Below are 20425 nucleotides of genomic sequence, written 5' to 3' on the forward strand. Positions count from 1 at the left end.
AAGGCAAGCATCCGCAAGACCCCCAGGAGCCCCGCATGACCGCACTTCCGCAGGAGCGCCGCGTCGTCACCGCCATCCCCGGCCCGAAGTCGCAGGAGCTTCAGGCCCGCCGTCTCGCCGCGGTCGCGCAGGGCGTGGGCTCCACGCTGCCGGTGTTCGTCACGCGCGCCGGCGGCGGCGTCATCGAGGACGTCGACGGCAACAGCCTGATCGACTTCGGCTCCGGCATCGCCGTGACCTCCGTCGGCGCCTCCGCCGAGGCCGTGGTCCGCCGCGCCTCCGCGCAGCTCGCCGACTTCACCCACACCTGTTTCATGGTCACCCCGTACGAGGGCTACGTGGCCGTCGCCGAGGCGCTGGCCGAGCTCACGCCTGGTGACCACGCGAAGAAGTCGGCGCTGTTCAACTCCGGCGCCGAGGCCGTCGAGAACGCCGTCAAGATCGCCCGCGCGTACACCAAGCGTCAGGCCGTCGTCGTCTTCGACCACGGCTACCACGGCCGCACCAACCTCACCATGGCGCTGACGGCGAAGAACATGCCGTACAAGCACGGCTTCGGCCCGTTCGCCCCCGAGGTCTACCGCGTCCCGGTCGCCTACGGCTACCGCTGGCCCACCGGTGCGGACAACTGCGGTCCCGAGGCCGCCAAGCAGGCCATCGATCAGATCACCAAGCAGGTCGGCGCGGACAACGTGGCCGCGATCATCATCGAGCCGGTGCTCGGTGAGGGCGGCTTCATCGAGCCCGCCAAGGGCTTCCTGCCGGAGATCGTGAAGTTCGCCAACGACAACGGCATCGTCTTCGTCGCCGACGAGATCCAGTCCGGCTTCTGCCGCACCGGCCAGTGGTTCGCCTGTGAGGACGAGGGCATCGTCCCGGACCTGATCACCACCGCCAAGGGCATCGCCGGCGGTCTGCCGCTGGCCGCGGTGACCGGCCGCGCCGAGATCATGGACGCCGCGCACGCGGGCGGCCTGGGCGGCACGTACGGCGGCAACCCGGTGGCCTGCGCCGGTGCGCTCGGCGCGATCGAGACGATGAAGGAACTCGACCTCAACGCCAAGGCCAAGAACATCGAGGCGATCATGAAGTCCCGCCTCACCGCCATGGCCGAGAAGTTCGAGATCATCGGCGACATCCGTGGCCGTGGCGCGATGATCGCCATCGAGCTGGTCAAGGACCGCGCCACCAAGGAGCCGAACGCCGAGGCGGCCGCCGCCCTGGCCAAGGCCTGCCACCAGGAGGGCCTGCTGGTCCTGACCTGCGGCACCTACGGCAACGTGCTGCGCTTCCTGCCGCCGCTGGTCATCGGCGACGACCTGCTGAACGAGGGCCTCGACATCATCGAGCAGGCCTTCACCCGCATCTGAGTACGACGTCCGCACGCACGTCGTGCGCACGTCCGGCGGCCCTGCGGCAGAGGGTGTGAAGAACGTGTGCGAGGTGGATGGCAGGTGGCCGTTCCTGCTGTTCGCCACGCACCGGCTGTCGTAGGTTCTACCCAGATGAGAGATACACCCCCACCCACAGGGGACTGTGGGTGATCTCAGGCCGAGGCCTCCCCAGCTTCGACCTGGTCGTGCCTCGCGCACACAGATGGAGCCCCAGGGCTCCGGATCTCCTCACCGATCGGACGGTCGCCCGCCCCAAACCCCCCGGGGCGCGCGACGTTCCGGTCAGTTCGGCCGCCCCGGAACGCCCCCCCTGTTCCGGGGCGGCCGGCCTCCTTTTCTCGCAGGCCCGCCGTCCGCTGACGGATCATGGGCGTCATGCTTCTGCTGCTCCTGCCGGTCCTGCTCTTCGCCCTCGTCACCTGGCAGGTCGTCACCGACGGCCCGCTGCTCACGGTGGACGAGCATCTCAGCGGCGACATCGTGCACCCCGACCGCTTCTGGGAGCTGCTCTCCGACCTCGGCGACGTCCAGGTCGCGGTGCCGGTGCTGGCCCTGGCGGTGGGCTGCGCCGCCTGGCGCGGCCGGCTGGCCGGCCTGGACCGCTGGTGGCTCCCGCCGGCCGCGGCGGCGCTCACCATGGCGCTGGTCCCGGCCCTGGTCGTCCCCCTGAAGGACTGGACCGCCCGCCCCGCCACCCCGGTCATGCCCCCGGCCGTCGGCTACTACCCGTCCGGCCACACGGCGACGGCCGCGGTGGCCTACGGCGCCACGGCCCTGCTCGTGCTGCCCTGGCTCCGCTCCCCCGCCGGCCGCCGCGTCACCGTCGCCGCGTGCACGGCCCTCGTCCTGGCCGTGTCCACCGGACTTCTGATCAGGGGCTACCACTGGCCGCTGGACGTGGTGGCCAGCTGGTGCCTGGCCACCGTCCTGCTGACGGCACTGTGGCGGGTGATCAGCCGAAGTAGCCGTCGAACGTCCGCTGGAACTCCCCGCCGCCGTAGCGGTCCCAGTTGACCGACCATGTCATCAGGCCGCGCAGCGACGGCCAGGTGCCGTGGGGGGTGTAGGAACCGCAGTTGGTCTTCTTCGTCAGGCAGTCGAGGGTCTTGGTGACCTCGGCGGGGGTGACGTAGCCGTTGCCCGCGTTGGTGGAGGCCGGCATGCCGATGGCGATCTGGTCGGGGCGCAGGGGCGGGAAGACGCGGGCGGGGTCACCGGCGACGGGGAAGCCGGTGAGGAGCATGTCGGTCATCGCGATGTGGAAGTCGGCGCCGCCCATGGAGTGGTACTGGTTGTCCAGGCCCATGATCGGGCCCGAGTTGTAGTCCTGGACGTGCAGCAGGGTCAGGTCGTCGCGCAGGGCGTGGATCACCGGCAGATACGCCCCGCAGCGCGGGTCCTGGCCGCCCCACTTGCCGGTGCCGTAGTACTGGTAGCCGTTCTGCACGAAGAAGGTCTCGGGGGCCATCGTCAGCACGAACTTGGCGCCGTACTTCGCCTTCAGGGTCTTCAGCGCGGAGATCAGGTTGACGATCACCGGGGTTTTGGGGTTCCGGAAGTCGGTGTCGTCGGCGTTCAGGGACAGGGAGTGGCCTTCGAAGTCGACATCGAGGCCGTCGAGGCCGTACTCGTCGATGATTTTGGAGACGGAGGCGACGAAGGTGTCGCGGGCCGCCGTCGTCGTCAGCTGGACCTGGCCGTTCTGGCCGCCGATGGAGATCAGGACCTTCTTGCCGGCCGCCTGCTTGGCCTTGATCGCCGCCTTGAAGTCGGCGTCGGACTCGGCGTTCGGGCACTCGGTGAGCGGGCAGCGGGTGAAGCGGATGTCCCCGGAGGTGACCGAGGTGGGCTCGCCGAAGGCCAGGTCGATGACGTCCCAGCTGTCGGGGACGTCGGCGAGGCGGGTGTAGCCGGCGCCGTTGGCGAAGCTCGCGTGGAGGTAGCCGACCAGGGCGTGCGCGGGGAGATCGCCGCTGCCGCCGCCCGTCATCGCCCCGGTCGTCGCCGTCACGGCCGCCGACTTCGCGGACTCACCGGCGCTGTTGACCGCGGTGACCTGGAAGGAGTACGGCGTCGACGGCGCCAGGCCCGTCACGGTGGCCGTCGTGCCGGTCACCGTCCGGTCCTTCGCGCCGTCGCGGTAGACGGCGTATCCCGTGGCGCCCGGCACCGCCGGCCAGGACAGGGCGACGGTGGTGGAGGTGACGGTGCCGATCGCCGGGGCGGCCGGAGCGGCGGGCGGCTGTCCGGTCGTGCCGCCGGGGCCGGTGAGGGTGAGGTCGTCGGCCTGGTAGGCGCCGGTGCCGTACCAGCCGTGGGTGTAGATCGTGACCGCGGTCGTGGCGGCGCCGGTGCGGAAGGTGGTGGTGAGCTGCTGCCAGTCGGGGGCGGACTGGGTCCAGGTGGAGACGTCGGTGGTGCCGGTGCCGCTCGCGCCGAGGTAGACGTAGGAGCCGCGGACGTAACCGGTCAGCGTGTACTGCGCGTTCGGCTGCACGGCCACCGTCTGGGCGCACTGGGCGTTGTCGTTACCGGCCGGGGTGGCCTGCAGCGCGTGACTGCCGCTGTGCACCGGTGAGGTGACGGTCTGTCCAGTGGGGCAGGTCCAGCCGTCGAGGCCGGACTCGAAGCCGCCGTTCACCGCGAGGTTCGCGTCGGCCGCGCGGGCGGCCGACGAGAGCGCGGTGATGCCGGGGACGGCCAGGACGGCGGCCGTGATCAGGACGGCCAGGGGTCTGGTGCGGTCCACAAGTGCCTCCGGGCATGGGGGAAGTGGAGGGGTGGAGCGCGCCCAACTTGGTCCAGACCAATCGCGTTGTCAAGGCTTTCGGCGGATCACCCCTGCTCGCCCCCGGCCGCCAGGCCCGCCGCCGCCTCGTGCATCGCCAGTTCCAGCAGCGCCGGGTCGGTCAGCGTGCCGGAGCCGTCCGGCTGGAGCAGCCAGCGCACCGCGCCGGTGGACCGGCCCGGGTGGGGCACCACGATCCAGGTGCCGGACCCGGCGCTGCGGATGCCGGTGCCGATCCAGCGCGCGGCGGTCCCGGGCGGCACGAAGAACCCCATGCGGTGGTCGCCGAAGTCGACGAGGACGGGCCCGGGCCGGTCGAGGATGCGGGTGAGGACGTCGAGCGTCGGGTAGCCGAGGTCGCCCGGCAGGATCAGCACGTCCCAGGCCCGGCCGGCGGGCAGCAGCGTGACCCCGAGGGGATTGCGCTCCCACTCCCAGCGGCAGGCCTCGGGATCCGGCGCCACCGATGCCAGCCACTCCACCGCCGTCTTCGCCGCTGCCATGAGAAGACCTCCCTGTCTCGTGCACCTGCCGCGGCGCGGTGCGCGTCGCGGACGTCACGAACGAGAGGGAGGTCTTCCGGGGAGCATTACGCGGGTTGCGGCAACCCGTTGGGGTGATCCGGGTCATGCGACAGGGTCAGCTGTCGAAGCCGAGCCCCAGCTTGTCCATCGTGCGCAGCCACAGGTTGCGGCGGCCGCCGTGGGCGTCCGCGCGGGCCAGGGACCACTTGGTGAGGGCGATGCCGGTCCAGGCGAACGGCTCCGGCGGGAACGGCAGCGGCTTCTTGCGGACCATCTCCAGCGCCGTGCGCTCGGTGCGCTCCCCCGCCAGCAGGTCCAGCATCACGTCCGCGCCGAAGCGCGTCGCGCCGACGCCGAGGCCCGTGTAGCCGGCCGCGTACGCCACCCGGCCCTGGTGGGCGGTGCCGAAGAACGCCGAGAAGCGCGAGCAGGTGTCGATCGCGCCGCCCCACGCGTGCGTGAAGCGCACGCCCTCCAGCTGCGGGAAACAGGTGAAGAAGTGCCCGGCGAGCTTGGCGTAGGTCTCCGGGCGGTCGTCGTACTCGGCCCGCACCCGGCCGCCGTAGGGGTAGATCGCGTCGTAGCCGCCCCACAGGATCCGGTTGTCGGCGGACAGCCGGAAGTAGTGGAACTGGTTCGCCGAGTCGCCGAGGCCCTGCCGGTTCTCCCAGCCGATCGACTTCAGCTGCCCGGCCGTCAGCGGCTCGGTCATCAGCGCGTAGTCGTACACGGGGACGGTGTAGGACCGCACCCGCTTGACCAGGCTGGGGAAGATGTTCGTGCCCAGCGCCACCTGCCGGGCGCGGACCTGGCCGTACGGCGTGCGTACGGCCATGCCGGCGCCGTACGTCTTCAGCGTGAGCGCGGGGGTGTGCTCGTAGACGCGGACGCCGAGGTCGATGCAGGAGCGCTTGAGGCCCCAGGCCAGCTTGGCCGGGTTCAGCATCGCCACGCCCCGGCGGTCCCACAGGCCCGCCTCGAAGGTCGGGGAGTTCACCTGCGCGCGCACCGCGTCGGCGTCGAGGAACTCGATGCCCTCGGCGAGACCCTTCGCCTCCAGTTCGTCGTACCACTCGCGCAGTTCCCGCGCCTGGTACGGCTCGGTCGCCACGTCGATCTCACCGGAGCGCTCGAAGTCGCAGTCGATGGAGTAGCGGGCGATGGCCTGCTCGATCTCGTCGAGGTTGCGCCGGCCCAACTCCTCCAGTGTCTGGATCTCGTCCGGCCAGCGGGTCAGCCCGTTGGGCAGGCCATGGGTCAGGGACGCGGCGCAGAAACCGCCGTTGCGGCCGGAGGCGGCCCAGCCCACCTCACGGCCTTCGAGCAGGACCACGTCCCGCTGCGGGTCGCGCTCCTTGGCGATCAGCGCGGTCCACAGTCCGCTGTACCCGCCGCCGACGACCAGCAGGTCGCAGGTCTCGGCGGTGGTCAGCGCGGGCTCGGGACGCGGCCTGCCGGGGTCGTCCAGCCAGTACGGGACCGGCTGCGCTTCGGAAAGAGACTCTGTCCAACGGCTCATGGCGCTCGGGGCCATGATTTCAACTCCCTACAGGGTTTTACGGAAAGGGACTCACGCCTTGTGCTTGCCGCGGCGGTTTCCTGCCGCCATGGCGAACAGCACGCACAGGACGGCGACCAGGAACATGGCCGTACCGATGACATTGATCTGGACGGGCGTGCCGCGCTGCGCCGAACCCCACACGAACATGGGGAAGGTGACGGTCGAGCCCGCGTTGAAATTGGTGATGATGAAATCGTCGAAGGAGAGCGCGAAGGCGAGCAGCGCGCCCGCGGCGATTCCGGGCGCCGCGATGGGCAGGGTGACCCGCACGAACGTCTGCACCGGTCCGGCGTAGAGGTCCTGCGCGGCCTGCTCCAGGCGCGGGTCCATCGACATCACGCGCGCCTTGACCGCGGTGACGACGAAGCTGAGGCAGAACATGATGTGCGCGATCAGGATCGTCCAGAAGCCCAGCGGCGCGCCCATGTTGAGGAACAGGGTGAGCAGCGAGGCCGCCATGACGACCTCGGGCATCGCCATCGGCAGGAAGATCAGCGAGTTGACCACGCCCCGGGCGCGGAAGCGGTAGCGCACCAGCGCGAAGGCGATCATCGTGCCGAGCAGGGTGGCGCCGACGGTCGCCCACACCGCGATCTGCAGGCTGATGCCGAGCGAGCCGCACATGTCGGCGACGCCGCACGGGTCCTTCCAGGCGTCCGTGGAGAACTGCTGCCACTCGTAGTTGAAGCGTCCCTTCGGTTTGTTGAAGGAGAACACCGTGACGACGATGTTCGGCAGCAGCAGATAGGCGAGCGTGATCAGGCCCGCGATGACGACGAGCTTCTTCTTGAGCCAGTTGACGAAGGGCATTTAGACCAGATCCTCCGTCCCGGACCTGCGGATGTAGAAGGTGACCATGAGAAGGATCGCGGCCATGAGGATGAAGGACAGCGCGGCGGCTGTCGGATAGTCCAGGATCCGGAGGAACTGTGTCTGGATGACGTTGCCGATCATGCGGGTGTCGGTGGACCCGAGCAGTTCGGCGTTGACGTAGTCGCCGGCCGCCGGAATGAAGGTGAGCAGCGTGCCGGAGACGACGCCCGGCATCGACAGCGGGAAGGTCACCTTGCGGAAGGTGGTCCACGGCCGCGCGTACAGGTCGCCGGCCGCCTCGTGCAGCCGCCCGTCGATGCGCTCCAGGGACGTGTACAGCGGCAGGATCATGAACGGCAGGAAGTTGTACGTCAGACCGCACACCACCGCGAGCGGTGTGGCCAGCACACGGTCGCCGGCCGTCCAGCCGAGCCAGCTGGTGACGTCGAGGACGTGCAGCGTGTTCAGTGCGCCGACGACCGGGCCGCCGTCGGCGAGGATCGTCTTCCAGGCGAGGGTGCGGATCAGGAAGCTGGTGAAGAAGGGCGCGATCACCAGGATCATGACCAGGTTCTTCCAGCGTCCCGCGCGGAAGGCGATCAGATACGCCAGCGGGTAGCCGAGCAGCAGGCACAGCACGGTCGCGGCGGCCGCGTAGGCGACCGAGCGCAGGAACTGCGGCCAGTACTCGGCGAGCGCGTTCCAGTAGGTGGCGAAGTGCCAGGTGACCTTGTAGCCGGTCTCCAGGGAGCCCGTCTGCACGGACGTGGAGCCCTGGTAGATCATCGGCAGCGCGAAGAAGACGATCAGCCACAGCAGGCCGGGCAGCAGCAGCCAGTACGGCGTGAGGCGGCCCCGCTTGCGCGGCGGCTTCTTCTCCGGTGCGGTGGGGGTGAGCGGCGGGGGCGCCTCGGTGAGCGTCGACATCAGGCCGCCGCCTCTTCCTCGGTGCCCGCGTCGATGTCCTGGGTCGCGTCCATGCCGAAGGTGTGCGCGGGGCTCCAGTGCAGGACCACGTCGGCGCCGGGAACGAGCCGGCCGTCGCGCTCGACGTTCTGCACGTACACCGCCAGCTCGTCGCAGACGGGGCTGTCGATGACGTACTGCGTGGAGACGCCGATGAAGCTCGCGTCGGCGATCTTTCCGGTGACGCGGTTGCGGCCCTCCGGGATCGAGCCCGCGTCGTCGGCGTGCGTGAGCGCGATCTTCTCCGGGCGGATGCCGACCAGCACCTTGCCGCCGGCGGTGGCGGGCGCGGAACAGCGCGCCTGTGGCAGCACCAGCTTGCCGCCGCCCGCCTTCAGGACGATGTCGTCGCCGCTCTTGGTGTCGACCTCGGCCTCGATCAGGTTGGAGGTGCCGAGGAAGTTCGCGACGAACGTGGTCTGCGGGTTCTCGTACAGGTCGGTGGGCGCGCCGAGCTGCTCGACGCGGCCGGCGTTCATCACGGCGACCGTGTCGGCCATGGTCATGGCCTCCTCCTGGTCGTGCGTGACGTGCACGAAGGTGATGCCGACCTCCATCTGGATGCGCTTGAGCTCCAGCTGCATCTGGCGGCGCAGCTTCAGGTCCAGGGCGCCGAGCGGCTCGTCGAGCAGCAGCACCTTCGGGTGGTTGATCAGCGCGCGGGCGACCGCGACGCGCTGCTGCTGGCCGCCGGAGAGCTGGTGCGGCTTCTTGCGCGCCTGCTCGCCGAGCTGGACCAGCTCCAGCATGTCCTCGACCTGCTTCTTCACGCTCTTGATGCCGCGCCGGCGCAGACCGAAGGCGACGTTCTCGAAGATGTCGAGGTGCGGGAAGAGGGCGTAGGACTGGAAGACCGTGTTCACGGGCCGCTTGTAGGGCGGCAGACGGGTCACGTCCTGGTCGCCGAGGCGGACGGTGCCGCTGGTGGGCTCCTCCAGGCCGGCGATCATGCGCAGGGTGGTGGTCTTGCCGCAGCCGGAGGCGCCGAGCAGGGCGAAGAAGGAGCCCTGCGGCACGGTCAGGTCGAGCGGGTGTACGGCGGTGAAGGCGCCGTAGGTCTTGCTGATCCCGGAGAGGCGGACGTCGCCGCTGTTGTCTGTCGTCGTCATGATCGTCACGCCCCAGTGAGCTTCGCGAATTTCTGTTCGTAGGCGGTCTCTTCCTTCTGCGTCAGGGAGCGGAAGGGGCGGGACTTCGCCTGCATTGCCTTGTCGGGGATGATCAGCGGGTTGTTCGCCGCATCCTTGTCGATCTTTGCAAGCTCGGCCTTCACGCCGTCGACCGGACAGACGTAGTTGATGTAGGCGGCGAGCTCGGCGGCCGGCTGCGGCTCGTAGTAGTAGTCGATGAGCCGCTCGGCGTTGGTCTTGTGACGCGCCTTGTTGGGGATCAGCATCACGTCGGTCGAGGTGATGTACCCGCTGTCCGGGATGATGAAGTCGACGTCCGGGCTGTCCGCCTTCAGCTGCACGACGTCACCGGCCCAGGCCAGACAGGCGGCGAGGTCGCCCTTGGTGAGGTCGGAGGTGTAGTCGTTGCCGGTGAAACGGCGGATCTGGCCGCTGTCCACGCCCTTCTGCAGGCGGGCGATCGCCGCGTCGAAGTCGTCGTCGGTGAACTTCGCCGGGTCCTTGCCCATGTCCAGCAGCGTCATGCCGACGCTGTCGCGCATCTCGGTGAGGAAGCCGACGCGGCCCTTGAGCTTGCGGTTGTCGAGCAGGTCGGAGACCGACTTCACCTCGACGCCGCCCAGTGCCTTCTTGTTGTAGGCGATCACCGTGGAGATGCCCTGCCAGGGGTAGGAGTACGCCCGTCCCGGGTCCCAGTCGGGATTGCGGAACTGCTGCGAGAGGTTGGCGTAGGCGTGCGGCAGGTGCGCCGGGTCCAGCTTCTGCACCCAGCCCAGACGGATCAGGCGGGCGGCCATCCAGTCGGTGAGGACGATCAGATCGCGGCCGGTGTCCTGGCCCGCGGCGAGCTGCGGCTGGATCTTGCCGAAGAACTCGTTGTTGTCGTTGATGTCCTCGGTGTAGCGGACCGTGATGCCGGTGCGCCGGGTGAACCGGTCGAGGGTCGGGTGGTGCTTGCCCGCGTCGTCGACATCCATGTACTCGGTCCAGTTGGAGAAGTTGACGGTCTTCTCCTGGGCCGAGTGGTCCTCGGCGGACGTGCCGCCCGCTGTCTTGCCGGCCGCGGGGATCCCGCAGGCGCTCAGCGCCCCGAGTCCGCCGACCGCGAGCGCGCCGCCCGCGGAGGCGCGCAGCAGGGAACGGCGGGTGAGGGCGGCCCGGCCGCTGCGGAAGCTGCGCCGCATGGCGGCCGCTTGGGCCGGCGTCAGGCGGTCGGGCTCGTAACTCTCCATGCGCGTGGTTGCCCTTTCGGGAGGGGTGGACCGTGGTCGGTGGCCCGTCGTGGCTATCGGTCCCCGAAGATCGTGCGGTGCCAGTCCTTCCTGACGACCGCCGTGTTGTCGAACATGACGTGCTTGATCTGCGTGTACTCCTCGAACGAGTACGATGACATGTCCTTGCCGAAGCCGGACGCCTTGTAACCGCCGTGGGGCATCTCGCTGATGATCGGGATGTGGTCGTTGATCCACACGCACCCCGCCTTGATCTCGCGTGTCGCCCGGTTCGCCCGGTACACGTCCCGGCTCCAGGCGGAGGCGGCGAGGCCGTAGGGGGTGTCGTTGGCCAGCCGGATGCCTTCATCGTCGCTGTCGAACGGCAGAACGACCAACACGGGGCCGAAGATCTCCGCCTGGACGATCTCGCTGTCCTGCGGGGCGTCGGCGACCAGGGTGGGCCGGTAGTAGGCGCCCTTGGCCAGCTCGCCGCCGGGTGCCTCCCCGCCGGTGACCACGCGCGCGTAGGCACGCGCCCGGTCGACGAAGCCGGCCACGCGGTCGCGCTGGGCGTGCGAGATCAGCGGTCCGAGGTCGGTGCCGGGGGCGAACGGGTCGCCGAGCCGCACCGTCTCCATCAGCGCGGCTGTCCGGGCCACGAACTCGTCGTACAGCGGGCGCTGTACGTACGCGCGCGTGGCGGCCGTGCAGTCCTGCCCGGTGTTGATGAGCGCGCCGGCGACCGCGCCGTTGACGGCCGCGTCCAGGTCGGCGTCGTCGAAGACCACGAAGGGGGCCTTGCCGCCGAGCTCCAGATGCAGGCGCTTGACGGTGGCGGTGGCGACCTCGGCGACCCGCTTGCCGACCCCGGTGGAGCCGGTGAAGGAGGTCATGGCCACGTCCGGGTGACCCACCAGGCGCTCACCGGCCTCCTTCCCGGTCCCGGTGACGACGTTGATGACGCCGTCGGGGATACCGGCCGCGGTGGCGGCCTCGGCGAACAGCAGCGAGGTGAGCGGGGTCAGCTCGGCGGGCTTCAGCACGATGGTGTTGCCCGCGGCGATCGCCGGGAGGATCTTCCAGGCGGCCATCTGCAGCGGGTAGTTCCACGGCGCGATGGACCCGACGACACCGATCGGCTCACGGCGGACGTACGACGTGTGGTCACCGGAGTACTCACCGGCCGACTGCCCCTGCAGGTGCCGGGCGGCACCGGCGAAGAACGCGGTGTTGTCGACCGTCCCCGGCACGTCGAACTCGCGGCTGAGCTTGAGCGGCTTGCCGCACTGCAGCGACTCGGCGCGGGCGAAGTCCTCCGCCCGGTCGGCGAGGACCGCGGCGAAGCGGTGCAGGGCGTCGGACCGCTCCCCGGGTGTGGCACCGGCCCAGCCGGGGAAGGCCGCGCGGGCTGCGGCCACGGCCGCGTCGACGTCGTCGGCGCCGGCCAGCTCGTAGGTGAAGACGTCCTCGCCGGTGGCCGGGTCGACGACCGCGTGGGTGCGGCCCGAGGTGCCCCGGGTGAGGCGTCCCGCGATGTACTGCGCGCCGTCCGCGAAACGCTCCTGTGCGGGGAATTCCGCGGACCTCTCCGGGGTGGTGCCCGGGTTGTGCATGTCGCTCTCCTCCGCCGTCGTACCCCTGTCCCGTGAGGGAGGTGGGTGGCTGTCCCGTGGGGATGGGTGGCTGTCCCTGGGGGGTGGGTGGCGTAGCTCCAGCTCGATTTGAGTGCCGATCCTGACAGAGGCCCGGGACGTGGACAAGGGATTCCGTTGTTGCCTTTCGGTTACGCGACGAATTCGGTCGACCAGGTGTCGAGTGATACCGGAAAAGGGCGGACGCAGTGTCAGTGGCGCGTGCCAGACTCGCGTGCATGACGAAGATCGATTCTCGGGAGGCCCTGGTCAGGGCGGTCCACGCGGGGGCGAGGATCAAGTACCTCTGCTTCTGGGGACACCGGCCGCGGCCCGACGGCCGGGTCGGCGCGAGCTGTCTGAGCCAGTGGTGGTCCTCACCGTTCGTGGTCGACGGCGTGCGGTACGCCACGGCCGAGCACTGGATGATGGCCGGCAAGGCGCGGCTGTTCGACGACGCGGAGGCGGAGCGGCGGGTTCTGGCCGCCTCGCACCCGGCCGAGGCCAAGAAGGCGGGGCGCCTGGTGCGCGGCTTCGACGAGGCGGTGTGGGCGCGCGAGCGGTTCCGGATCGTCGTCGAGGGCAGCGTGCACAAGTTCTCGGCCGACCCGGAGCTGCGGGAGTTCCTGCTGAACACGGGCGACCGGGTGCTGGTCGAGGCGAGCCCGGTCGACCGTGTCTGGGGCATCGGCCTCGCGGCGGACGACGATGCGGCGACGGACCCGGAGCGGTGGCAGGGGCCGAACCTGCTGGGCTTCGCGTTGATGGAGGCGCGGGAGCGGTTGGGTCACGGGCTCGCGTGAGGGGTCGGCGGGCGCTGCTCGCGTGAGGGTCGGCGGGCGGCTCGTGTGGGGGTGTGGGCGGGCGCTGCTCGCGTGAGGGGGCGGGCGGCTCGCGTGGGGGCGTGGGGGGGGCGCCCCTCGCATGAGGGGTCGGCCGGCGTTGCGCGCCCGGCCCGGGACGTCGGCTCGCATGCGCGTCCGTGTCAGGAGGTCGCGATCACCAGGATCAGGAAGCCCACGCCGAGGACGATGCCCGCGGCGCCGCAGATGATGCCGGCGAGGGCCTGGCCGGGGTTGGTGGCCTCGCCCCGCTTGGCCTTGCTGCGGCCGATCGCGCCGAAGATCACGCCGAGAGCACCCGCGATGATGGCCAGCGGCCACGCGCAGAAGATGACGGCGCCGATGATGCCGAGCACCAGTCCCGCCGTCCCCATGCCGTTGCTGGGCAGGGGCTGCATGCCGGGCCAGCCGTAGTAGCCGGCCGGGTAGCCGTGGGCCTGGGGGCCATGGGCGCCGCCGGCCGCTCCCGGGTAGCCGAGAGGGCCGGGGTAGCCGTAGGGGACCTGGCCGGGACCGTCCGGGGCGATGGGCGGCGGCGGCACCGGCTCACCCGGCGACGAGGACACGGCCGGGGGCGCGAAGGGGTTGGCGTCGGTGACATGGCCCGGCTGCGGCGGCGCGAAAGGATGGGCACCGCCGACGTGGTGCGACGGCGGCGGGGCGAAGGGGTTGGGTTCGGGCCAGGAGTGCGCGGTGTCCGTGCCGCCGGGGACGGAGGCGAACGTCTGCTGCTCCTGCAGGGGTGACGGGGCGAGCGGCCCCGAGGAGGCGACACCGTGTCCGTGTCCGGGCCCCTCCGCCGCGCCGGGAGCGGCCCACGGGGCGGCACGGCCGCCGGAACCGGACGCAGCGCCCGTGGCCTGCGCCGGGGAGTCACCGGAGGCGGACCCACCCCCGGCCGCCGGGCCCTTGCCGAGCGACACCCTCGGGCTCTCCCCCGCGCCGGGCCGGTCTGCGGTCCCGTTCTCAGGCGTCCCCAGTATCCCCGGTGCCCCCGTGTCGTCGGCCATGCGCGAATCCCCCCTCTGCGAACGTCCCGCCATGCTACGGCGCGACCGCACGCCCCACCCCAGCCCCCCGGTCGGCCCGGCGACAGCGACAGCGACAGCGACAGCGACAGGAGCGAACCCCCCGCCCAGGACCTCCCGTCACCCCTCCCCCGTCCCGGCCTACGATGATCCCGAATCACCGATCAGCCGATCACCGCGTCCCGGCACCGGCACCGCCGGCCGGGGCGCCGTCCCGGGGAGGACCCTTGACCGAGCACTTCGACGCAGCCGCCGCGCCCGTCCCGCGCGACCTGCACGCCTTCATCGCCGGTCTGCCCAAGGCCGAACTGCACGTGCACCACGTCGGCTCCGCCTCTCCCCGGATCGTCTCCGAGCTGGCCGCCCGCCACCCCGACTCCAAGGTCCCGACCGACCCCGAGGCGCTGGCCGACTACTTCACGTTCACGGACTTCGCCCACTTCATCGAGGTCTACCTGTCCGTCGTCGACCTGATCCGCACCCCGGAGGACGTCCGCCTGCTCACCTACGAGGTGGCCCGCGACCTGGCCCGCCAGCAGGTGCGCTACGCCGAGCTGACCATCACGCCGTACTCCTCCGTGCGCCGCGGGATCGACGAGCAGGCGTTCATGACGGCGATAGAGGACGCCCGCAAGGCGGCCGAGGCCGAGTTCGGCACGGTGCTGCGCTGGTGCTTCGACATCCCCGGCGAGGCCGGCCTGGAGGCGGCCGAGGTGACGACCCGGCTCGCCACGGACGACGCGGTGCGCCCCGAGGGGCTGGTCTCCTTCGGCCTGGGCGGGCCGGAGATCGGTGTGCCGCGCCCGCAGTTCAAGCCGTACTTCGACCGGGCGATCGCGGCCGGGCTGCACTCGGTGCCGCACGCGGGCGAGACCACCGGCCCGCAGACGGTGTGGGACGCGCTGACGTACCTGGGCGCGGAGCGGATCGGGCACGGCACGAGTTCCGCGCAGGACGCGACGCTGCTCGCGCACCTCGCCGAGCACCGCATCCCGCTGGAGGTGTGCCCGACGTCGAACATCGCCACGCGCGCGGTGGCCACGCTCGACGAGCACCCGATCAAGGAGTTCGTGCGGGCCGGTGTCCTGGTGACGATCAACTCCGACGACCCGCCGATGTTCGGCACCGACCTGAACAACGAGTACGGGGTCGCCGCCCGGCTGCTGGACCTCGACGAGCGAGGCCTCGCCGGGCTGGCGAAGAACGCCGTCGACGTCTCCTTCCTGGACGACGCCGGCAAGACCCGTATCCGCGAGGAGATCGACACGTACACCGCGCGGTGGCTCACCGCCTGACGATCACCGGCCCGCTGCCGTCGACGGGCCCGGAACGACCTTGGTCGACGGCCGGGGACCGGCTGCCGTCACAATGGCCCGCATGGAGACCCTGACGGCCGTGGCGCACCGCGGCGACCCGTACCGCGTCCGGGAGAACACGATCGCCTCCCTGCGTTCCGCGCTCGCCGCGGGCGCGGACGCCGTGGAGATCGACGTACGGCTCACCCGGGACGGCGTCCCCGTCCTCCTGCACGACGAGACGCTGAAGCGGCTGTGGGAGCAGGACCGCCCGCTGCTCGCGCTGTCGCTGGCCGAGGTGGAGGGCCTGACCGGCGGCGGGGTGCCGACCCTGGCGGCGGCGCTGGCGGCGACGGACGGCAGCCGGGTGATGCTCGACCTGCCCGGCACGCCGGACGTGAGGGCAGCGCGCCGGGTCGTGGACGTGGTCCGGGAGGCGGGCGCGCAGGACCGCGTGTACTACTGCGCGGCGGCCCGGGCCATGCTGGCGGTGCGTGCCGCCGACCCCTCCGCGGAGATCGCGCTCACCTGGACGAGCCTCGCGCCGCCGCGCCCCACGCTGCTGGAGGCGGTGCAGCCGCGCTGGCTGAACTACCGCTTCTCCCTGGTGGACCACGCCCTGGCCGAGCGCGTCCACCGCGACGGCTACCTGCTGTCCGTCTGGACCCCCGACACCCGCCGCGCCATGCGCCGCCTGATCGCCGCCGGCGTCGACTCCATCACCACCAACCGCATTGACGTCCTCAACTCCCTGCGCGAGAGCCCGGGGCGTCGTTCGGATCACTCGTCGTCCACACGACAGCCCTAGAAGGCGAGCGGTGGTGCGATCGCCTGTGCGTCCGCGCCCTCGCCCACCCACAGGCGGATGAGGAGCGCGGCCGTGGCCTCCACGAGACCGGCCTCCGTCAGTCCCCCGGCGTTCAGCGGCTCGCACCCCAGGTCGCGGACGAGATGGCGTACAGCGGACAGCGCGTCCTCGTCGTCGCCGCACAGCGGGACCGCCAGCGGGCGACCGCCGAAGACGGGCGGGGTCAGCCGCCAGACGTCGACATGGCAGAGGTTGAACGCCTTGACCACGTGCGCGGCGGGTGCCGCTGCGGCGATGCGTTCGGCGGCCGAGGGGCCGCCGGCCGTGCGGAGGGTGAATCCTGGGCCGACCGGGTTGGTGCAGTCGATCACAGTGCGCCCGGCCAGTGTGTCGGCGAGCCCCACGACCACGTCCACCACGGCGTCGTACGGCAGGGCCAGCAGGACCGCGTCCGTGCCGAACCGGGCCGCCTCCCGCAGGCCGCCGTCCCCGCCGGAGCGGCCGCCGGTGAACACCGCGTGCCCGGCCCGCCGCCACTGTGTGCCGAGCGCGTCGGCCATGCCGCCGCTGCCCAGAATTCCGATGCGCATCCGCGTCTCCTCCGTCGTTCCCCGACCAACACCGCCACGCTAGGCAGAGGTTGAGGCACCATTCGGTACGTGACCACCGACCAGGACTTCCTCGCCGACTGCCGGGCCCGCCTCGCCTTCGACCTGCTCGCCAACACCTGGAACGCGGTAGTGCTGTGGGCCCTCGGCACCGGCCCCCGGCGCCACGGTGAACTGCGCGCGCTGATCGGCGGGATCAGCCAGAAGGTGCTGACCGAGACGCTGCGCCGACTGGAGTTCAACGGGCTGGTCGCCCGCCGGGCGTACGGCGGTGCGCCGCCCCGTGTCGAGTACGAACTCACCGCCCTGGGCCGGACGTTGCTCGCCCCGATCGACGCGGTCGGCGCATGGGCCTTCGAGCACTGCGACGAGGTGCTCGCCGCGCAGGACCGCTATGCGGGGCACGGAGGCAGCGGCTGCCCTTAGGGGGTGACCCCACCCGTGCCCCGACACATCGGGTGCGTCGATGGGGGCCCGGCCAGGGTCGGCAGCCCTCCTCGGAGACGATCCGGGCAGCCGTGCGGACGACGACGATGATCACGCACCGTCTTCGTCCGGGTCTCTGGAGCAGCCCATGTCCCCTCGCCGCCGCACCCTGGTAGCCACCGCCGCTCTCGCCCTCGCCGTCACGGTGGCCACGCCGGCCTCCGCGGCCGTCGCCGCGCCCGCGCCGCAGTCCCTGACGGCCGCCCGGGGGACGTCCGACCCGGACGCCGCCGCGCTGCGGGCGGCCATCGCCGGGCTGCCCGACGAGGACGCCACGGCCGCCCTGGTCCGGGCCGGCGGCACGGACGGCCGCTGGCGCGGCAGTTCGGGTGTGCACGACCTGGCCAGTGGCCGGGCGGCAGATCCGGACGCCCGCTTCCGGGCCGGCTCGACGACGAAGGTGGTGACGGCGGCGACCGTGCTGCGGCTCGCGGCGCAGGGCCGCGTCGACCTCGGGGCGCCGGTCGAGCGGTATCTGCCCGGACTGCTCGGGCCGGCGTTCCACGAGCCGGTGACGGTACGGCAGTTGTTGAACCACACCAGCGGCGTCCAGGCGGGTGACGGGTTCGGGGACTCCTTCGCCGAGCAGTACGCGCATCGCTTCGACACCCTCACGCCGGCTCAGGTGGTCGCGTCGGCGGTGGCGAAGGGGCCGGAGTTCGGCCCCGGGAAGCGGCAGCACTACCTGAACGTCAACTACACGATCCTGGGGATGCTGATCGAGAAGGTGACCGGGCGCCCGTACGCCGAGGAGGCGATCCGGCTGGTACTGCGCCCGGCCGGGATGCGGGACACGTACTTCCCCGGCACCGATCCGCGCATCCGCGGCCCGCACCACCACGGCTACCAGAAGGTACGGCAGCCGGACGGGACGACGACGCTGGTCGACGTCACGCAGTGGAACCAGGCGGACCGCTGGGCGGCCGGTGACATGATCTCGACCACGGCCGACCTGGAGCGGCTGATCACCGCCCTGTTCCGGGGCCGGATCGTGCCGGGGCCGCAGCTGGAGGAGATGTTCACGCTGCCGGCCGGCATCGACGGCGCCACGTACAGCGCGGGACTGCAGACGTACACGGCCGGGGGACGCACCTACTGGTTCAAGACCGGTGCGCGGTACGGCTACAGCTCGGCCGTCGCCGCGACCCGTGACCTGAGCCGGGTGGTGGTGTACTCCGTCGGCGACACCGATGCCAAGGACGACGACCCGAACCCGGTCGCCGAGCGGATCGTGGCGGCGGCGACCCGCTAGCCGAGGCCACCGCCCGACCGCCCACCGCGCCACCGCCCGACCGCCCACCGCGCCACCGCCCGGCCGCCCGCCGGGCCACCGCGTGTGCCACGGCCGTGACGGCGCCCGCCGTGGCCAGGCCGACGGCGAGGTCGCAGGGGCGGGTCGGGCGCAGTACGCCGGCGCGGCGCAGGCGGCCGCGGGCCCAGAGGGTGAACGGCACCACGAGGAGCGGCGAGGTGGCGACCCCGGGGGTATAGCCGCGTACGGCGGCGGCCTGCGCCATGTGGACCAGGCCGTGCAGGCCGAAGCCGTTCAGCGCGGCCTGGTAGAAGGCCGACCGGCCACCCGTGGCGTGACCGGCGGCGGACGCCGCGGCGACGAAGGTGGTGACGACCGCGACCGCCGCCGGGAACTCCCGCTCGTCGACGGCCTCCATCCCGCGCCACGCCCGCTCGGGCACGGCCGGGAACCGCTCGCGCAGCCGGGGCAGGCTGCGCCGCACCCAGCGCGGGCCGGCCGCCAGCTCCTCGAGGTCGTGGAGCGCCCAGGCCGCGAGCAGGCCGAAGGTCACCCGGGCGGACAGGTTTTCACCGATCGATGAATTATCCACACGGGCGATTCTGCTACAGCCCGGCGATCTTGTTCCACCGCTTCGCGAAATCCACCCGCTCCTCGGCCGTGATGTCGCGGGCGATGGCGAGCCGGCGGCGCATGCCCGCGTCCGGGAAGATCAGCGGGTCCTCCGCCAGGGCCGCGGTGTCCTTGTCGTCCGAGTCGGCCAGGACGTGCCGGGCCGCCGGGACCGGGCAGACGTAGTTGACCCAGGCGGCCAGTTCGGCGGCGACCTCGGGCCGGTAGTAGTGGTCGATCAGCCGCTCGGCGTTGGCCTTGTGCGCGGCGAGGTTCGGGACCATGAGCGACTCCGCCCACAGTTCGGCACCCTCCTCCGGTACGACGAACTCGATGTCGGGGTTGTCCGCGCGCAGCTGGATGACGTCACCGGAGTAGGCCTGACAGGCCAGGACGTCGCCGCTGACCAGGTCCTTGGTGTAGTCGTTGCCGGTGAAGCGGCGGATCTGGCCGCGCCGCACCTGGGTCTGGACCTGGTCGCAGACCCGGTGGAAGTCGTCCGCGGTCCACCGGGTGATGTCGACGCCGTTGCCCAGCATCAGCAGCGCGAAGGACTCGTCCAGGCCGGAGAGCAGGGTGACCCGGCCGCGCAGGTCGTCGGCCCACAGGTCGGCGACGTGCCGTATCTCTCGGCCGAGCCTGCGGCGGTTGTAGGCGATGCCGGTGATCCCGGACTGCCACGGCACGGTGAACTTGCGGCCCGGGTCGAAGGCCGGCGAACGCAGCAGCGGGTCCAGGTGCTCGGCGACATGGGGCTGCCGGGCGCGGTCCAGTTCCTGCACCCAGCCCAGCCGGACGAACCGCGCGCACATCCAGTCGCTGATGACGATGAGATCCCGGCCGGTGGACTGATGGTTCATCAGCGCCGGGCTGATCTTGCCGAAGAACTCGTCGTTGTCGTTGATCTCCTCGACGTAGTCGACGGCGATCCCGCTCTGCTTCTCGAACGCCTCCAGCGTGGGCCGCCGGTTCGGGTGGGCGTCGTCGGTGTCGATGTACAGCGGCCAGTTCGCCCAGGTCAGCCGTCTGTCGCGGGCCGAGGCGTCGGCTGCTGCGCGGTCGCCGGGCCGGACGTACGCGGCGGGCACGCCGCAGCCGGCCAGCGCACCGAGCGCGGTGGTTCCGCCGAGGGTGCGCAGCAGGGAACGGCGGGAGACGGTCTGGTGTGGGAGGGCCATGGGCGCAGCATGCCGCCCGGTGACACGCGTGATCAATTGACGCGGCGTCGAGCGAAACGGCGCCTGCCCGACACCTTGTCGATCACCGCGGGCCCCGGGGTTCCCCCGTCTCTCGCCGGACACAGCGGCCCCGGACACCCCCGTCCCGTCGCCGGACACGCCGCCGCCCCAGACCTCCCCGTCCCGCCGCCCCGGGCCCCCGTCCCGTCGCCGGACGCACCGCGGCCCCGGACGGTCCGTCCTCCGTCCGGGGCCGCGCGTCGTGGGCCGAGGCCGTCGGCCTCAGCGCACCCGC

The 20425-nt window shown here is 71.5% G+C and carries 17 protein-coding genes and 2 pseudogenes; 7 read left to right on the forward strand and 12 right to left on the reverse strand.

The genetic code is table 11. The annotated features are described in order from the left end of the window. Positions 1 to 35 precede the first annotated feature (35 nt). Both gabT and AB0J12_RS24585 read left to right on the forward strand, forming a co-directional pair. On the forward strand, positions 36 to 1370 hold the full coding sequence (gene gabT / locus AB0J12_RS24580; RefSeq protein WP_363266540.1) for a 4-aminobutyrate--2-oxoglutarate transaminase: 1335 nt from the start codon (positions 36 to 38) through the stop codon (positions 1368 to 1370). A 399-nt stretch (positions 1371 to 1769) separates the two neighbouring features. Beyond that, a complete protein-coding gene (locus AB0J12_RS24585) occupies positions 1770 to 2408 on the forward strand; it encodes a phosphatase PAP2 family protein (protein WP_363266541.1) in 639 nt (212 codons plus the stop codon). On the opposite strand, the gene AB0J12_RS24590 is transcribed toward AB0J12_RS24585, so the two are convergent. From AB0J12_RS24590 to AB0J12_RS24625, 8 genes are all read right to left on the reverse strand, one after another. Further along, positions 2347 to 4143, reverse strand: coding sequence for a glycoside hydrolase family 18 protein (locus tag AB0J12_RS24590; RefSeq protein ID WP_363266543.1), 1797 nt, complete (start codon positions 4141 to 4143; stop codon positions 2347 to 2349). The two genes, AB0J12_RS24585 and AB0J12_RS24590, sit on opposite strands and share 62 nt — an antisense overlap. Positions 4144 to 4229: 86 nt before the next feature. Continuing rightward, positions 4230 to 4685, reverse strand: a complete 456-nt coding sequence (locus AB0J12_RS24595) for a hypothetical protein (RefSeq protein ID WP_363266544.1) — start codon at positions 4683 to 4685, stop codon at positions 4230 to 4232. A gap of 136 nt (positions 4686 to 4821) precedes the next feature. Then, positions 4822 to 6240 (reverse strand): FAD-dependent oxidoreductase, encoded by a 1419-nt coding sequence (locus AB0J12_RS24600; protein WP_363266545.1) that lies wholly within the window; start codon positions 6238 to 6240, stop codon positions 4822 to 4824. Between the two features lie 36 nt (positions 6241 to 6276). Next, positions 6277 to 7077 (reverse strand): ABC transporter permease, encoded by an 801-nt coding sequence (locus AB0J12_RS24605; protein WP_363266546.1) that lies wholly within the window; start codon positions 7075 to 7077, stop codon positions 6277 to 6279. Beyond that, a complete protein-coding gene (locus tag AB0J12_RS24610) occupies positions 7078 to 8007 on the reverse strand; it encodes an ABC transporter permease (protein WP_363266547.1) in 930 nt (309 codons plus the stop codon). It lies immediately after the preceding gene. Beyond that, positions 8007 to 9155, reverse strand: a complete 1149-nt coding sequence (locus AB0J12_RS24615) for an ABC transporter ATP-binding protein (protein ID WP_363266548.1) — start codon at positions 9153 to 9155, stop codon at positions 8007 to 8009. Before AB0J12_RS24615 ends, AB0J12_RS24610 begins: the two co-directional genes overlap by 1 nt. 5 nt (positions 9156 to 9160) lie before the next feature. Continuing rightward, on the reverse strand, positions 9161 to 10408 hold the full coding sequence (locus AB0J12_RS24620; RefSeq protein WP_363266549.1) for a spermidine/putrescine ABC transporter substrate-binding protein: 1248 nt from the start codon (positions 10406 to 10408) through the stop codon (positions 9161 to 9163). A 53-nt stretch (positions 10409 to 10461) separates the two neighbouring features. Continuing rightward, positions 10462 to 12003, reverse strand: coding sequence for a gamma-aminobutyraldehyde dehydrogenase (locus AB0J12_RS24625; RefSeq protein WP_363266550.1), 1542 nt, complete (start codon positions 12001 to 12003; stop codon positions 10462 to 10464). A 257-nt stretch (positions 12004 to 12260) separates the two neighbouring features. Between AB0J12_RS24625 and AB0J12_RS24630 the strand changes: the two genes are divergently transcribed. Next, the gene (locus AB0J12_RS24630; RefSeq protein WP_363266551.1) at positions 12261 to 12824 is read left to right on the forward strand and encodes an NADAR family protein; all 564 of its coding nucleotides are present in this window, start codon (positions 12261 to 12263) and stop codon (positions 12822 to 12824) included. Positions 12825 to 13006: 182 nt separating this feature from the next. Here AB0J12_RS24630 and AB0J12_RS24635 read toward each other — a convergent pair whose 3' ends face one another. Beyond that, entirely contained in the window at positions 13007 to 13873 is an 867-nt protein-coding gene (locus tag AB0J12_RS24635; RefSeq protein ID WP_363266552.1) for a DUF4190 domain-containing protein, read from the reverse strand. 174 nt (positions 13874 to 14047) lie between these two features. Between AB0J12_RS24635 and AB0J12_RS24640 the strand changes: the two are divergent. Next, positions 14048 to 15186 (forward strand): annotated as a pseudogene (locus AB0J12_RS24640) (adenosine deaminase). 82 nt (positions 15187 to 15268) lie between these two features. Further along, positions 15269 to 15994 (forward strand): glycerophosphodiester phosphodiesterase, encoded by a 726-nt coding sequence (locus tag AB0J12_RS24645; RefSeq protein WP_363266553.1) that lies wholly within the window; start codon positions 15269 to 15271, stop codon positions 15992 to 15994. Here AB0J12_RS24645 and AB0J12_RS24650 read toward each other — a convergent pair. Beyond that, the gene (locus AB0J12_RS24650; RefSeq protein ID WP_363266554.1) at positions 15991 to 16584 is read right to left on the reverse strand and encodes an NADP oxidoreductase; all 594 of its coding nucleotides are present in this window, start codon (positions 16582 to 16584) and stop codon (positions 15991 to 15993) included. The two genes, AB0J12_RS24645 and AB0J12_RS24650, sit on opposite strands and share 4 nt — an antisense overlap. 69 nt (positions 16585 to 16653) lie before the next feature. Here AB0J12_RS24650 and AB0J12_RS24655 point away from each other — a divergent pair, with 69 nt between their 5' ends. Both AB0J12_RS24655 and AB0J12_RS24660 read left to right on the forward strand, forming a co-directional pair. Beyond that, entirely contained in the window at positions 16654 to 17028 is a 375-nt protein-coding gene (locus tag AB0J12_RS24655; RefSeq protein WP_363266555.1) for a helix-turn-helix domain-containing protein, read from the forward strand. Between the two features lie 148 nt (positions 17029 to 17176). Beyond that, the gene (locus AB0J12_RS24660) at positions 17177 to 18340 is read left to right on the forward strand and encodes a serine hydrolase domain-containing protein (RefSeq protein WP_363266557.1); all 1164 of its coding nucleotides are present in this window, start codon (positions 17177 to 17179) and stop codon (positions 18338 to 18340) included. Between the two features lie 67 nt (positions 18341 to 18407). Here AB0J12_RS24660 and AB0J12_RS24665 read toward each other — a convergent pair. Then, a pseudogene (locus AB0J12_RS24665) lies at positions 18408 to 18905 on the reverse strand (HXXEE domain-containing protein); the annotation flags it as partial. A 40-nt stretch (positions 18906 to 18945) separates the two neighbouring features. Next, the gene (locus AB0J12_RS24670) at positions 18946 to 20130 is read right to left on the reverse strand and encodes an extracellular solute-binding protein (RefSeq protein WP_363266558.1); all 1185 of its coding nucleotides are present in this window, start codon (positions 20128 to 20130) and stop codon (positions 18946 to 18948) included. Positions 20131 to 20425: the final 295 nt, after the last annotated feature.

It is taken from the genome of Streptomyces sp. NPDC049915, from assembly GCF_040656475.1.
GTDB lineage: Bacteria > Actinomycetota > Actinomycetes > Streptomycetales > Streptomycetaceae > Streptomyces.